Origin of the sequence: Paenibacillus sonchi, from assembly GCF_016772475.1 — a bacterium.
GTDB lineage: Bacteria > Bacillota > Bacilli > Paenibacillales > Paenibacillaceae > Paenibacillus_AQ > Paenibacillus_AQ sonchi.
Genome location: NZ_CP068595.1, coordinates 6,715,671 through 6,729,693, shown reverse-complemented (window position 1 = coordinate 6,729,693; position 14,023 = coordinate 6,715,671). Strand labels below are relative to the sequence as shown.

At 51.5% G+C, this 14,023-nt stretch carries 17 protein-coding genes; all 17 read left to right on the top strand.

Going from position 1 to position 14,023, the window contains the following annotated elements; translation table 11 throughout:
- The first annotated feature begins 143 nt into the window (after positions 1-143).
- The 17 genes from JI735_RS30265 to JI735_RS30185 all read left to right on the top strand — a co-directional run bounded on the left by JI735_RS30265 (position 144) and on the right by JI735_RS30185 (position 14,020).
- Positions 144-797, top strand: a complete 654-nt coding sequence (locus tag JI735_RS30265) for a flagellar brake protein (RefSeq protein ID WP_083886627.1) — start codon at positions 144-146, stop codon at positions 795-797.
- A gap of 179 nt (positions 798-976) precedes the next feature.
- The gene (gene cmk, locus JI735_RS30260) at positions 977-1,687 is read left to right on the top strand and encodes a (d)CMP kinase (protein ID WP_020427714.1); all 711 of its coding nucleotides are present in this window, start codon (positions 977-979) and stop codon (positions 1,685-1,687) included.
- Positions 1,684-2,271, top strand: a complete 588-nt coding sequence (locus JI735_RS30255; RefSeq protein WP_202676732.1) for a lysophospholipid acyltransferase family protein — start codon at positions 1,684-1,686, stop codon at positions 2,269-2,271. Before cmk ends, JI735_RS30255 begins: the two co-directional genes overlap by 4 nt.
- 165 nt (positions 2,272-2,436) lie before the next feature.
- Positions 2,437-3,774 (top strand): 30S ribosomal protein S1, encoded by a 1,338-nt coding sequence (gene rpsA, locus JI735_RS30250; protein ID WP_233183889.1) that lies wholly within the window; start codon positions 2,437-2,439, stop codon positions 3,772-3,774.
- 186 nt (positions 3,775-3,960) lie between these two features.
- Entirely contained in the window at positions 3,961-5,286 is a 1,326-nt protein-coding gene (der, locus tag JI735_RS30245) for a ribosome biogenesis GTPase Der (RefSeq protein ID WP_039835102.1), read from the top strand.
- A gap of 11 nt (positions 5,287-5,297) precedes the next feature.
- On the top strand, positions 5,298-5,915 hold the full coding sequence (plsY, locus tag JI735_RS30240; protein ID WP_039835101.1) for a glycerol-3-phosphate 1-O-acyltransferase PlsY: 618 nt from the start codon (positions 5,298-5,300) through the stop codon (positions 5,913-5,915).
- The gene (locus tag JI735_RS30235; RefSeq protein ID WP_039835100.1) at positions 5,908-6,948 is read left to right on the top strand and encodes an NAD(P)H-dependent glycerol-3-phosphate dehydrogenase; all 1,041 of its coding nucleotides are present in this window, start codon (positions 5,908-5,910) and stop codon (positions 6,946-6,948) included. The genes plsY and JI735_RS30235 overlap by 8 nt, the downstream gene beginning before the upstream one ends.
- 66 nt (positions 6,949-7,014) lie before the next feature.
- On the top strand, positions 7,015-7,290 hold the full coding sequence (locus JI735_RS30230; RefSeq protein WP_020427708.1) for a stage VI sporulation protein F: 276 nt from the start codon (positions 7,015-7,017) through the stop codon (positions 7,288-7,290).
- 220 nt (positions 7,291-7,510) lie between these two features.
- Positions 7,511-7,690, top strand: coding sequence for a DUF2768 family protein (locus tag JI735_RS30225; protein ID WP_039835099.1), 180 nt, complete (start codon positions 7,511-7,513; stop codon positions 7,688-7,690).
- A gap of 105 nt (positions 7,691-7,795) precedes the next feature.
- Positions 7,796-8,413 (top strand): hypothetical protein, encoded by a 618-nt coding sequence (locus JI735_RS30220; RefSeq protein WP_039835098.1) that lies wholly within the window; start codon positions 7,796-7,798, stop codon positions 8,411-8,413.
- 27 nt (positions 8,414-8,440) lie between these two features.
- Positions 8,441-8,809 (top strand): 2Fe-2S iron-sulfur cluster-binding protein, encoded by a 369-nt coding sequence (locus tag JI735_RS30215; RefSeq protein ID WP_039835097.1) that lies wholly within the window; start codon positions 8,441-8,443, stop codon positions 8,807-8,809.
- 39 nt (positions 8,810-8,848) lie between these two features.
- The gene (locus JI735_RS30210; protein ID WP_233476122.1) at positions 8,849-9,607 is read left to right on the top strand and encodes a DUF3939 domain-containing protein; all 759 of its coding nucleotides are present in this window, start codon (positions 8,849-8,851) and stop codon (positions 9,605-9,607) included.
- Between the two features lie 382 nt (positions 9,608-9,989).
- Positions 9,990-11,468 carry a stage IV sporulation protein A gene (spoIVA, locus tag JI735_RS30205; RefSeq protein ID WP_020427703.1) on the top strand — a complete coding sequence of 493 codons (1,479 nt, stop codon included), beginning with the start codon at positions 9,990-9,992 and terminating at the stop codon, positions 11,466-11,468.
- A 281-nt stretch (positions 11,469-11,749) separates the two neighbouring features.
- Entirely contained in the window at positions 11,750-12,022 is a 273-nt protein-coding gene (locus tag JI735_RS30200) for an HU family DNA-binding protein (protein ID WP_020427702.1), read from the top strand.
- A 118-nt stretch (positions 12,023-12,140) separates the two neighbouring features.
- On the top strand, positions 12,141-12,389 hold the full coding sequence (mtrB, locus tag JI735_RS30195; protein WP_020427701.1) for a trp RNA-binding attenuation protein MtrB: 249 nt from the start codon (positions 12,141-12,143) through the stop codon (positions 12,387-12,389).
- Between the two features lie 109 nt (positions 12,390-12,498).
- Positions 12,499-13,038 (top strand): hypothetical protein, encoded by a 540-nt coding sequence (locus tag JI735_RS30190; protein ID WP_039835096.1) that lies wholly within the window; start codon positions 12,499-12,501, stop codon positions 13,036-13,038.
- 358 nt (positions 13,039-13,396) lie between these two features.
- Entirely contained in the window at positions 13,397-14,020 is a 624-nt protein-coding gene (locus JI735_RS30185) for a heptaprenyl diphosphate synthase component 1 (protein ID WP_202676731.1), read from the top strand.
- Positions 14,021-14,023 lie beyond the last annotated feature (3 nt).

Below are 14,023 nucleotides of genomic sequence, written 5' to 3'. Positions count from 1 at the left end.
TCACTCATGAAGGTGCAGTTCCGTTATGGAATGCGCCTTTTTGGTTTGATTCACAACCGGAATAATATTTCTCACCAGGCAATTAACCTCCATGCTATAATCAGCTGTAGAATTAATAACTTAATCATGTGGCGGTGACAGGCTTGTATCCCAAAATCAATGAATATCTATATATACAGGTTGCTTCAAGCGATGCTGCTGAGGCAGAAGTGGAATATAGATCGAGAATTGCAGAAATGGAAGAAGAGGCTTTTCTGATTGAAATCCCGATGCAGGAGAAAAACGGAAAGCTGAAAAAGCTGTTTATCGGGGATGAGCTCTCCGTGTATTTCCTTACAGAGGGCGGTATCAAAAATTTTTTTAATACACATGTCATTGGCTTCAAAGAAGATGTGATCCGTATGGTCAAAATAAGAAAACCGGCGGCAGATTCCATCTTCAAAATTCAGCGCCGCAGCTTCTTCCGGGTGAATGCCGAGCTTGAACTGGCGGTAAAGGATGCCCTCGGCAGCCGTTTTCTGGTGCGTACTGAAGATATCGGCGGCGGCGGAACCTCATTTCTGAGCGATGCCAAGGTACAGCTTGAGGTGGGAGGAAAGCTTTTCTGCTGGCTAATGATTCCCTACAGGAACGGCAGTACGGAGCATGTGAATTTCGAAGGTGAGATTGTGCGGATCAAGACTTTGGAAACCGGCCGCAATCTGGTGATGCTGAAATTCGCTTCCATTACAGATTCGGAGCGGCAAAAAATTATCCGGTACTGTTTTGAGCGCCAGTTCGATTTCCGCAACCGGTGAGCGGGACAAAAAAAGGCATAAACAGACACTTTTTTCTGCATAAACCCCTCTGTGCCATTTTGCACTGAGTTATAAACTGTGGTATAATTTTATAAGTCGCAGGCAATGCCTGCTTTTTTCTTGATAACAACAGCAAGCTTTTTTTCGAACTGAAAGAGTGTTTGAGGAGGAATGCCCCGTTGGATAGGCAGGGTGCACATACTTACGACAGAATTAACGTCGCCATCGACGGACCTGCCGGGGCAGGCAAGAGTACTGTAGCCCGATTGGTAGCCCGGAAGCTGTCCTACATTTATGTTGATACGGGTGCTATGTACCGGGCGGTTACCTGGTATATGATCCGTGAAGGCATTCCGGCTGAAGAAGATCAGCAGGTGGATCTAAGGGTCCGCGACATGGTGATCGAACTGATCCCGGAGCAGGATGTGCAGAAAGTGCTGATTAATGGGGAAGACGTGACGCCGCATATCCGCAGTCTTCAGGTCAGCGGCCAGGTGTCGCAGTATTCGAAGATCGAGGGTGTAAGATCCAGGCTGAGCCATTTGCAGCGCCAGATGGCGCTTCGCAAGGGTGTGGTGATGGATGGCCGCGATATCGGGACAACCGTGCTGCCGGATGCCGAAGTGAAGATTTTCATGACGGCGAGTGTGGAAGAACGGGCTCTTCGCCGTTACAAGGAACTGAAAGATGCGGAAACAGTGACGCTCCAGCAGCTTGAACATGATATCGCCATGCGGGACCGTCTGGATGAAGGACGGGAGATTTCACCGCTGCGCCGGGCAGAGGATGCTATTCTTCTGGATACGACGCATATGGATATCCATCAAGCCGTGGAAGCGATTGTCTCCCACTGCAGATCTTATGTAGACGGGGAGAGAAATCATTTATGATTTATGTAATATGCCGTGGATTGCTCCGCTTCATTTACGCCATTTTGTTTCCGCTTAAAATTATAGGGAAAGAGAATGTGCCGGAGGAGGGCGGGGTGCTGCTGTGCGCCAACCACATCAGTCTGCTCGATCCGATGACCATCGGAATCAAGCTGAGACGCCAGGTGAAGTACATGGCCAAGGCGGAGCTGTTCAAGGTTCCGGTTCTGGGCTGGCTTATTGACAAGCTGGGTGCATTTCCGGTCAAGCGTGGCGGCGTTAGCAAAGAATCCATCAAAACGGCCCTTAATACGCTTCGCAGCGGACATATTATGGGCATCTTTCCGGAAGGAACACGCAACGCAGACTCCGGTGCGGCAAAGAAAGGCGCAGCAAGTTTTGCGCTTCGCAGCGGTGCAGCAGTTGTTCCTGCCGCTATTGTCGGGTCTTACAAGCCTTTTCGCCGGATGACCGTTATTTATGGGGCTCCCATAGATCTCAGTTCATTTGCAGGCGCAGGCAGCGAATCTCTGGAAGAAGTCACCGATGTCATTATGGGACGCATTCGTGAGATGGCGAAGACCGGAAAGCCTACTGTGAACTAAGCAGTGGCAGGCAAGCGGATGTTCCGCTGATTAGAATAATGGCATAACCGCTATTTTTTGGAACATACTAACGTGAAAGTGTAAGTGTATTATGCATTGCTTGTTTTGAACTCTGCTCTACGCGGGTTTAAATAAATGGGGTTTTGAATCGAGGAGGGTAATCACATGTCTGAAGAAACTAGAAATCAGGAAACTGCGGCAAACGTTGAGAACAACGAAGCCGTGGAAGCAACGGAAACTGTGGAAACCGCAGCAGAAGAGACTAACGGTGCTACAGAAGCAGTTGCTGGCAACGAAGAAGAAGTGACTAGCCAAGAAGGTTTGGAAATCATTTCTCTGAAAAAAGGCGATACCGTGAAAGGAACAATCGTCAAAATCGAAGATAACCAAGCTTATGTAAGCATTGGATATAAATACGACGGCGTAATTCCGATTCGCGAATTGTCTTCCGTACAACTGGACAACGCTGCTGCAGCGGTTGAAGTTGGACAAGAAGTGGAATGCAAGGTTGTCAGCATCAACGACAACAAAGAAAGCCTCGTGCTTTCCAAACGTGCTGTGGACAGCGAAAAATCATGGGAAGATCTCGAAAAGTATTTTGCTTCCCAGGAAGCATTCGAAGTCACTGTGGCTGATGTTGTCAAAGGCGGCCTCGTGGCTGATGTCGGCGCGCGCGGATTTATTCCGGCTTCCATGGTTGAACGTCATTTCGTAGAAGATTTCAGCGACTATAAAGGCCGTACACTTCGTGTAAAAGTGAAAGAATTGGACCGCGAGAACAGCAAGGTTATTCTTTCTGCCAAAGAAGTCCTGGAAGAAGAATTCGAAGCCAACAAGCAGAAGATTATGTCCGAGCTGTCCGAAGGACAAATCATTGAAGGTACAGTGCAACGCCTGACTCAATTCGGCGCATTTGTTGATGTAGGCGGCGTTGATGGTCTGGTTCACGTATCCGAAATCGCTTGGAATCATGTAGAGAAACCTTCTGATGTGGTTTCTGAAGGCGAAAAAGTTAAGGTAAAAGTACTTAAGGTTGACCCTGAAAAAGGCAAAATCAGCCTCAGCATCAAAGCTGCCGCTCCAGGTCCTTGGGATTCGGCTGCAGGCAAAATCAACATTGGCGATGTAGTAACAGGCGAAGTTAAACGCCTTGTGAACTTCGGAGCATTCGTTGAGCTGCTTCCAGGCGTGGAAGGCCTTGTGCACATCTCCCAGATCTCCCACAAGCACATCGGAACTCCGCATGAAGTGCTGAAAGAAGGACAAGAGGTACAGGTTAAGGTTCTGGACTTCAATCCATCCGAGAAGCGCGTAAGCTTGAGCATCAAGGAAACCGAAGAAGCTCCGGCACAAGCGCCTAGACCAGAACGCAGCAACAACAGAGACAGAGCACCAAAAGAAGTGCTGAACAACCCTAACGTCTCGCTCAGCAATGAAGGACTCAGCTTTACGCTGGCTGAACGTTTCGGCGACAAGCTGGACAAATTCAAGGGCAATAACTAATCCCTTCGTATTTCCGCTCATATACGGGTATAGTAATCGGCGAACCCTCGATACGGGGGTTCGCCGATTGTATTTTACGGACCCGCTACGCGCGGGAACAGCGGGATGGACCAAGCGTAAGGGCGTTAGCCAATTGAATCGTTTTTTGCTATGATGAGTAGCGTAAGGAAGACAGGAGGAATGAACATGGCAAGACCCGTTGTGGCCATCGTCGGGAGGCCTAACGTCGGTAAATCGACGATATTTAACAGGCTGATTGGCGACAGATTGGCCATCGTAGAAGATAAACCGGGGATTACACGTGACCGGATTTATGGCGTTTCCGATTGGAACGGCAAATCCTTCAGTGTCATCGATACCGGAGGAATTGAAATTGACGGTGAAGATGCTATCCTGAAGTCAATCCGCGTTCAGGCGGAGCTGGCGATTGAAGAAGCGGATGTCATCGTCTTTATGTGCGAGGCAAAAAGCGGGCTGACCAATGCGGATGAAGAGGTGGCACAAATTCTGTTCCGCTCCGGCAAGCCGGTTGTTCTTGCGATCAATAAAGTCGACAACATGAAGCGTACAGAGGATATTTATGAATTCTACAGCCTTGGCATTGGCGATCCCATCGGGATATCCGGCAGTCATGGCACAGGGATTGGCGATCTGCTGGATGCGGTTACCGAGCGTCTGCCGGAGCCTGTGGAAGAGGAATATGATGACGATATCATTCGCGTGGCATTGATCGGCCGTCCGAATGTAGGCAAATCCTCCCTGGTCAATGCCATTTTGGGCGAGGAACGTGTAATCGTCAGCGATGTCGCCGGTACTACCCGGGACGCTATTGATACGCCTTTTGAACGGGATGGGCAGAGATATGTGCTGATCGATACTGCCGGAATGCGCAAACGCGGTAAGGTATATGAGACTACAGAGAAATACAGCGTGATGCGGGCTATGCGTGCGATTGAGAGAGCTGATGTTGTACTTGTCGTCATCAACGGCGAGGAAGGCATCATCGACCAGGACAAGCATATCGCCGGTTATGCCCATGATGCGGGCAAGGCTTCCATATTTGTGGTCAACAAATGGGATGCTGTCGAGAAGGATGACAAAACCATGCAGAACTTCGAGAATACGATCCGCGACCACTTCCTGTTTATGTCTTATGCGCCGGTTGTCTTCTTGTCCGCACTCACCAAGCAGCGTCTGCAGAAGCTGCTGCCGGTAGTTCAGCATGTAGCCCAGCAGCATGCGCTGCGGATTACGACGCATCTGGTGAATGATGTGGTCTCCGATGCCGTCGCCATCAATCCTCCGCCAACGGATAAAGGCCGGCGCCTGCGCATCAACTACGTGACACAGGTAGCCGTGAAACCGCCGACGATTGTGGTGTTTGTCAATGATCCTTCGCTGATGCACTTCTCCTATGAACGGTATCTGGAGAATAAGATCCGCGCAGCGTTCAATTTTGAAGGCACACCGATCCGTCTCTTTACACGGCGCAAATCCGAGAACGAAGGTTAGGGGAGAAGACTGTGGCGTTTGAATTTCTGGTTATCGTTGTAAGCTATCTGCTTGGTTCCGTCAGCTTCAGTGTGCTGCTGGTACGGATGCTCAAGGGTGTTGATATCCGGCAGTATGGAAGCGGAAATGCGGGAGCTACCAACACCCTGCGTGTCATGGGGAAAGGCCCGGCGATTCTGGTGCTGGTTCTGGATGTGCTGAAGGGAATTGCTGCGGTGTGGCTTGGCACCTGGGCCGGCGGCTGGGGAACGTGGGTTGCTGTTGCCTGCGGGATTGCCGCCATTATCGGGCACAATTGGCCGCTTTACTTCCACTTTCGCGGCGGAAAAGGAATCGCAACCACCATTGGCGTTATGGCTACGCTTGTGTTTTGGCCTGCGCTGATCGCTGGCATTATTGCCATCGCGTCCATTTTCATCACCAAGTATGTATCCCTGGGCTCACTGCTGTTCGTGGCGCTGACCCCGGTGTTTTTAATCTTCACCGGGTTTACAGCTCCAGAGCTGTGGGGCAGTCTAATTATTGCTATCTTCGCTTTCTGGCGGCACCGGAGCAATATCGTGAAGATCAGCCAGGGCCGGGAGAATAAAATCGGCTCCAAAGTCAAGGAGGGGAACCGTGTTGTCTGATAAAGTAACCGTGCTGGTCGCGGGCAGTTGGGGAACCGCACTGGCATCTGTGCTGGCGGCTAACCACCCGGAAGTTTATCTGTGGACACGGAAACCCGAACAAGCGGACGAGATCAACAACTTCCATACGAATCAGCATTTTCTGCCCGGCATCACGCTGCCGCCGAATATTATTGCAACTACGGATATGGAGACTGCCGTCAAGGATTCCAAGGCGGTTGTTATTGTTGCGCCTTCCTCGGCCATGCGGCAGGTTGCCAGTGCTTTGAAGCCATTTTGGAAGGAAGGGATGCTCTGCATTCATGCCACTAAAGGGTTCGAGACCGAAACAGTGAAACGGATGTCGACAGTGATTTCTGAGGAGCTGGGCTGCACTGAAGGGGAAATTGTGGTGCTGTCCGGACCAAGCCATGCGGAAGAAGTAGTCCGTTTATGTCCGACTACAGTGGTGGTGGCGTCGGCAGATGAACAGCGCGCAGCCGCTGCGCAGGAGCTGTTCATCAACAATGACTTCCGTGTATATACGAACCGCGACCAGGTAGGCGTTGAGCTCGCCGGAGCGCTCAAGAATATCATTGCACTGGGTGCAGGGCTGTCGGATGGCCTGGGTTTCGGAGACAACGCCAAGGCAGCGCTGCTTACCCGTGGGCTTGCCGAAATCTCACGCGTTGGCGTGGAGCTTGGCGCCAATCCGCTTACCTTCTCCGGCCTAGCCGGACTGGGTGACCTGGTAGTCACGGCTACCAGCAAGCACAGCCGGAACTGGCGGGCTGGCTCGATGCTGGGCCAGGGCAAACCTTTGGCTGAGGTGCTGGAATCGATGGGAATGGTGGTTGAAGGCATCCGGACCACGAAAGCAGCTTATGCGATTTCGCTTAATCTCAATGTGCAGATGCCGATTACTGATCAGATTTATCATGTGCTGTTCCAAGGCAGGACTCCGCGCAGCGCGGTAGAGGCCTTGATGGGACGGGACCGCAAGACCGAGATGGAGGCCATTTCCCAGGAGACCTGGGAGCAATGGCATTCCTGATAAACGTTCACCTTTTGCCGGAAATTCTCATATGTTGTAAGGGGATTGACGGAGGAGGGATGAATAGTGAGCAGAGATTTTTCCAAGGATGCATTGAACGCCATTAACAAAAAGGCGGGCAAAAACATTACCGAAGGCGCCGTCAAGAAGCTGGCCAGTACGGTTAAGCCGGGAACCACGCAGAATGAAGCCCAGCTCCGCCAGTTGATCAAGCAGGTATCAGCAATGGCTAAGGTGCCAGTTAGTGAAGCTACTGTGCAGGAAATAGTTAACGCAGTCAAAAAAGGCGGCGCAAATTCAGGCACAATGGAGTCTTTAATGAAAATGATGATGAAAAAATAAGTCAGAACCTCGAGCAGTGAAGAGCAGAAATCCGGAATCCACCCAGATTCCGTGAATTTCTGCTCTTTTTTTAAATACTGGTCTGTGAACGCACTGGCACATACAAACCGTTCGTTGGCCTCCCCAAAACAACTTCCAAACATTTCTACTTGCAGAAATGGATAGAGTTTCATGTTATAATATTCGCAGTCCGATATTAGCCGAATAGGGGGCGCAGCGCATGGACCCGATGACAAAGATGTGGTTATCCCTGGTCGCAATCCTGATTATGGGATTATCCGTGTTTCTGATTACCTTTGCCCGCAGTAAAACCAAAGGCCTGGTAAGGGGCATATTGTCTGTGATCGCTTTTGTGATTATGCTAATCGGCTTGCTGGGCGGAGCTGCTTCGATTATGTAAGCATTTACATTCATTCATTTATTTCTTTATTCATTCAGTCAGCCAGTCAGTCAGAAGATTTCTGGAAGAAGCGCGGGACTTTTTCAGGAATGGAGCGTGTGGGGTATGGCTGTAGCCGGGGTACCGGAACCACTGGTTACTGTACTTGGGGAATTGACGGAAAAGTTAAGCATGCCATGGCTGGAGCGGCCGCCGGCATGGCTGCTGGGAGGGAGCTGCGGGCTGCTGCTTCATGGAATCACGTTGAATGCAGCTCCACATGACATTGACCTGTATGCGGATCTTCAGGATGCGGGGCGACTCCATGACATGCTTAGCGGGTATGCCGTCAGCGGGCCAGAGGAGGATTACAGCGGAGGCTGCTTCTCGCTGCGCAGCTGCTATTCTTTGGGCAATACCAGTATTGAATTGATAGGCGGGTTTGAGATTGGGCACGGCTCCTGGCAGTACTCTGTGAACATCCAGCGGCTGCTGGCTTATGCTCCTGTGCAGGATTTTACGGGAATCGGCCTGCTGCGGCTGATGCCTGCGGCTCATGAGCTGATATTCAACATTCTTCGCGGCAGAGCTGAACGCTGTGACAGCATCGCAGCTTACCTGAGACATGATCTGTCCGCCCATCTGCCATTGCTGCAATGTCTGATTCTGGATAACGGATTGGATTTGTCCTTCCAGATGGAGCTGAATCAACTGCTTGGAGTTCCCCCATTAATTGAAACCTAACGGAATGTGAAGGAAGGAAGCTGCATCATGAAACGGCAAAAGGGATGGGTTGTCACTTTTCGGCCGGATGGCCGTACAACCGAAGTTGTGCATGGCACCCCGCTGCTTGAGGCCGCCCGCAAAGCGGGGGTTGCCCTCACTACCCGCTGCGGCGGAAAGGCGGGTTGCCTGATGTGTAAGGTAAAGGTTGAGGATCAGTTCGCTGCGGGTCTACAGCCGCCGGGCGATACGGAACGGCGCAAACTGGGCAGTCTGCTGGATGAAGGTGTCCGTTTGGCTTGTCAAGCAGCCGTATGGAGCAATGTAACCGTACATATCCCGGAAGACCCTCTAAAAGCAGCCGTGCGGCGCAGGCTAGAGGCTGCACGGCGCGGGGATGAAGACGAGCTGTGGTAGTTCTGAAATAAACAACCTTACGAAGTGGAGGGATTCAGCGTGGTGAGCGGCATAAGGCGGATGAAGAAGCAGAATTTCACAGGTGCAGTACTTCTATTGTTGGTGTTCATTCTCTTGGCCGGCTTACTCTCAGGCTGCATGTACCCCGGTAAGGAGCAGCAGACGGGCAGCAGCTACCGGGAAAGTGTAAAGCGGGTACAGGAGGCTGTGGATGATTACCAGCAGCAGGAGGGGCTGCTGCCGATTTTGAATGCGGACGAAGCCACGCCCAGATATGAGAAATTTGTGATCGATTTGGGGAAGCTGCACGAAATGGGGTATCTGGATGAAATTCCGGCGGCAGCTTTTGAAAAAGGCGGCAGCGCGTATTTTCTCATCCTGGATGAAGAAACCCGTCCCTCTGTCCGGCTGATGGATATTGTTACCGTGCAAAAGGTGAATGATGTCCAGCGCCAGATCAACCGGTACAAGTCCGGGCATGGAGGGAACCTTCCAGCCGGGGATGAAATTTATCCCGGACTTTTTACAATAGACGCCCGGCAGGCGGGAACCGGCTCCATTACCTTGAAAAGTATATATTCCGGCCAGCCGCTGCAATTTATTATGGATAAGAACGGCACCGTATACGCTGATTACGGTCCGGATATCAGGTCCGTGATCGATAAGAATGGTGTTTCCCCTGAAGCAAACCGCGATCTCCGTCTCCAGCTGGAGCAGGCCTCATATTATGTGCCTGTGAAATCCTTGCCTTATTACTGGGTGGAGGGCCAGCCGGTCCCCCAGTCTCCTCAACCCTAAAGATATCATCCCGTTCCACTGCCAAAAGGCAGTTCTATTCCTCTATTCATTCTCATATAGTAGCTGAGAAGGCTTCCGGGCGTCGTGACGCTCTGCGGCGCGCATCAGCTGGTTTTTTGGAAATTCCCTATTAATTTGCGCGGGTAGCGGGTCATAAATCCGTTCTGGATACATATGATGATACTAGTCCAAATGCATGTCCGAGCATTCGGGGTTTAGCGTGGGGCAATGATTGCTCCGCCCTGAAGTCAGCAGCTAGGCTCCCTGGCGGACAATGTCAAGTCCGGTGGATGTCCTGCAAGGGTCAGAAAAGCCGGCGGAACGCGAAGTCGATGCTCTTCAGGCATTTTTTCTTCGGAGTAATATGAGGAGGGGATCTCTTTTGGAAAAAGTGGATATTTTCAAGGACATTGCCGAGCGTACCGGCGGAGACATTTATCTAGGCGTCGTCGGCGCGGTTCGCACAGGGAAATCAACATTCATCAAACGCTTCATGGAAACGATCGTCTTGCCGAACATTACGAGCGAGGCTGACCGGGTAAGAGCGATTGATGAGCTTCCGCAAAGCGCGGCAGGTAAAACGATCATGACAACTGAGCCGAAGTTTGTGCCGAACAATGCGGTACAGATCAAGGTGACGGAAGGGCTGGAGGTCAATGTCCGGCTGGTCGACTGTGTGGGGTACGCAGTTGAAGGTGCCAAAGGCTATGAGGACGAAAATGGTCCCCGCATGATTTCCACCCCTTGGTTCGAGGAGCCGATTCCTTTCCAGGAAGCGGCGGAGATTGGCACCCGCAAGGTTATTCAAGAGCATTCCACACTGGGTGTGGTAGTAACTACGGATGGAACGATCGCTGAAATTCCGCGGCACTCTTATGTGGATTCCGAAGAGCGCGTAATCGCCGAGCTGAAGGAAGTTGGCAAGCCATTTGTGCTTGTGATTAACTCGACCCGGCCGCGCAGCGAGGAAGCCCAGCAGCTCCGCAGCGAGCTGGCCGCCAAATATGACATTCCGGTCATGACGCTCAGCGCGGCCAATATGTCTGAGGACGACGTTACCGGCGTGCTGCGCGAAGTGCTCTATGAGTTCCCGGTTCATGAGGTGAATGTGAACCTGCCGAGCTGGGTAATGGTACTGGGAGAAAATCACTGGCTCCGCAGCAGTTATGAAAATTCGGTCCGTGATACGGTGAAGGATATCCGCCGTTTGCGTGATGTCGACCGGCTGGTGTCCCAGTTCACGGAATACGATTTCATTGAACGGGCCGGCCTCAGCGGCATGAATATGGGCCAGGGTGTGGCAGAGATCGATCTGTATGCGCCTGAAGAGCTCTACGACCAGGTTCTGATGGAGATTGTGGGTGTTGAGATCCGCGGCAAGGATCACCTGCTGCAGCTGATGCAGGATTTCTCACATGCCAAACGTGAATACGACCGCTTCTCCGAAGCCCTCGAAATGGTAAAAACAACCGGCTACGGTATAGCCGCACCATCGCTTGCTGAAATGGCGCTGGATGAACCGGAGCTGATCCGGCAGGGGTCGCGTTTTGGAGTCCGGCTGAAGGCTACTGCACCGTCCATTCATATGATCCGGGTGGATGTTGAATCCGAGTTCTCGCCGATCATTGGTACAGAGAAGCAGAGTGAAGAGCTGGTAAGGTACTTAATGCAGGATTTCGAAAACGATCCGATCAAGATATGGGAGTCCGATATTTTTGGCCGTTCGCTGCATTCAATCGTGAGGGAAGGTATCCAGGGCAAAATCGCCATGATGCCGGATAACGCCCGCTACAAGCTGCAGGAAACGCTGGGCCGGATTATCAATGAGGGCTCAGGCGGGCTGATTGCTATTATCCTGTAAACAAATCATAGGGCAGTGAGAGAACAGAGCGGAGGAATTTCCGCTCTGTTTTTGGTATGATTGGATACGGCATTGCACATTTTGAGGGCAAAAGTGCTACTTTCTGCTCCTTTTTTGAGGAACGCCTTGAAATTATGGGTGGGCTGTATTACTATAAGTTTGTTGCGCTTCTAGGTAGAAGGGCGCCAGTATCTAGTAAAAAACGGGATTATCACGTATATTTTGCGTTTAAACGGAAACAGTGTATGATACCGGAAATTTGCCCAGGGAGGTGAGAAGACATGAATAAATCAGATTTGATCAACGTGGTGACAGAAGCAACTGAACTTCCCAAGAAAGATGCTACTAAAGCGGTAGATGCCGTTTTCGAAGCGATCACAGGTGCTCTGCAAAACGGAGATAAAGTTCAGCTGGTAGGATTCGGAAACTTTGAAGTGCGTGAACGTTCCGCACGCAAAGGCCGCAACCCGCAGACTGGTGAAGAAATCGAAATTCCTTCGAGCAAGGTACCGGCGTTCAAACCGGGTAAAGCTCTGAAAGACGGAATCAAATAGAGATTTCTACATATCTATCCCATAGTCTTTCTGAGTAACAATGATGCCGCCCTCCAAGGCGGCATTTGTTGTTGAGAGGGCTGGCTTAATCTCACAATCATTATTAGGAGGGTTCGGCATGACTGAGAAGAATAATGGCGTTAATCCCGCACCGGCTGGCAGCGACTACATCGTAATCAAAGCCAAGGAGAACGGTGTTCAGGTAATCGGGCTTACCCGGGGGCTGGACACACGGTTTCATCATACAGAGAAGCTGGACAAGGGCGAGGTGCTCATCGCCCAATTCACAGATCATACCTCAGCCATGAAAATCCGCGGCAGGGCCGAAATTTGGAGCAAACACGGACAATTGGAAAGTGAAAGCTGAAAAGCAGGCATAGCCTGCTTTTTTCAAAATATAACTAAGGATAGCCATGTCTCGTTTTCCGTATATTCGTTCAAAGAGGCGGCAACTATGAATGATAAGGAGGCTGGTCATGAACAGGAGCTGGCTGATTGGAACGGCAGTGCTCGTTACCGCAGCTTCCGCGCTGCTTCTGCCGCAGCTGGCTGCGCTTGAGCCTTCCCTGCACCGGCAGGACGGGGTGGTGGAAACCTTAAGCGGAGGCGGTGCGGTTCTGGAGAGCGGCAATCTTGTGGATATGCTGGAGAAGCTCCCGCTTACGCTGGCCATTGACAGGGCCGGGTGGAAGGGAAATGTTCTCTCTCTGGATTTGAAGGTGACCGGCAATGATCCGGAGCCGCAGGAGCTGTATCAGAACATGGCCCGGGTCATTTCCTTTGCTTTTCAGGAGACGGTTAACGTCGACCAGCTGCTGCTGCGGATTGTTGCCGAGGACAAATGGCTGGACAGCAGGCGTCTGCTGCTTGCCGGGGATATCCGGCGCAGCGAATGGTCGCCCCGGCTTCAGAAGGCGCTGGAGACGGCGCCAAGCCGCCCGCTGCCCGAATCCGTGAAGAGCGGACTGCGCATCAGTGAGAGCGAGCTATGGAAGAAGCAGTTCATTTATCCCTGATCTGGGTAAAAGAAACTAGAACGGCCTACAGTGCGTGACCAAAAAACATGTGATATAATAGACAAGATTGTGAACAAAGATATTGTCATAACGTCAATGGCTCCGGAGGCTGAAATGAAACCGTACCGCATACCGCAACTGGCTAAACCTTATACCGACTACGACATGATTCAGCGGCATACGGAATTGCCGCCGTTCTCAGAAGGGCGTGGTCATTTGTTATATATTTTTTAAGTCATGGCTCCCCGGCCGGCATCAAGGGCGGAGAGCTATTTACACTGGTGACCGGTCTCGTGCAGCTGGGGCTGGATACCCATGAGTGCATCGACCGTGTCCAGGAGGAGCCGGGGAAGATCCTATGCGCTCCCGCCAGCTTAAAGTTCTGGCCGGCGATTATTTCAGCAGCTGGTTTTATCATTTGCTGGCCAAACGGGAGCAGATTGAGATGGTCGGTATACTAAGCACCGCCATTGCCGATCTTAATGTGATGAAGGCTCATCTGTACAGCAAGATGAAGGGCATGTTCCTGTCTGCTGAACAATATTTGCGTCACACGGTACAGCTCAATATGAGGCTGTTCCTTTCTTTTACACCGATGATTGAGGAATCGCTTGCCGAGCTGTGGGAGAAGCTGCTCGCCGAATTCAGCCAGTATGAGACCGTCCTTCTGGAGCTCCGCCGAGGAGGCGACCCGGTAAATGCGATGGAAGGTTATTGCTACTGGAAAGTGCTGGAGTCGGCTACTGAGGATGAACGGCGGCTGCTTCAGGAGCAGGAGCTCGATCTCAAGGATTGGAAGAAGCTGAAGATGAAATACAAATGCGATTCTTTGCTGACAGACAAGCTCCATGGATCGCTCGGGTCCATTCAGGGACTGCTGCAGGGTGTGAAGGAGGAGAACCTGTTCGCCGAGCTGAATGCTGCGCTTGACCGCCTGCTTCAGCACATGAAAATTTCCGGACAAGCAGCCGTGGAGGGTTAGGAC

Bases quoted from the DNA above. Each gene is read 5' to 3' on its own strand.
- JI735_RS30255 (WP_202676732.1), top strand. From the start codon at position 1,684: ATGATTTATGTAATATGCCGTGGATTGCTCCGCTTCATTTACGCCATT.
- rpsA (WP_233183889.1), top strand. From the start codon at position 2,437: ATGTCTGAAGAAACTAGAAATCAGGAAACTGCGGCAAACGTTGAGAAC.
- der (WP_039835102.1), top strand. From the start codon at position 3,961: ATGGCAAGACCCGTTGTGGCCATCGTCGGGAGGCCTAACGTCGGTAAA.
- JI735_RS30225 (WP_039835099.1), top strand. From the start codon at position 7,511: ATGGACCCGATGACAAAGATGTGGTTATCCCTGGTCGCAATCCTGATT.
- JI735_RS30220 (WP_039835098.1), top strand. From the start codon at position 7,796: ATGGCTGTAGCCGGGGTACCGGAACCACTGGTTACTGTACTTGGGGAA.
- JI735_RS30215 (WP_039835097.1), top strand. From the start codon at position 8,441: ATGAAACGGCAAAAGGGATGGGTTGTCACTTTTCGGCCGGATGGCCGT.
- JI735_RS30200 (WP_020427702.1), top strand. From the start codon at position 11,750: ATGAATAAATCAGATTTGATCAACGTGGTGACAGAAGCAACTGAACTT.
- mtrB (WP_020427701.1), top strand. From the start codon at position 12,141: ATGACTGAGAAGAATAATGGCGTTAATCCCGCACCGGCTGGCAGCGAC.
- JI735_RS30190 (WP_039835096.1), top strand. From the start codon at position 12,499: ATGAACAGGAGCTGGCTGATTGGAACGGCAGTGCTCGTTACCGCAGCT.
- JI735_RS30185 (WP_202676731.1), top strand. From the start codon at position 13,397: ATGCGCTCCCGCCAGCTTAAAGTTCTGGCCGGCGATTATTTCAGCAGC.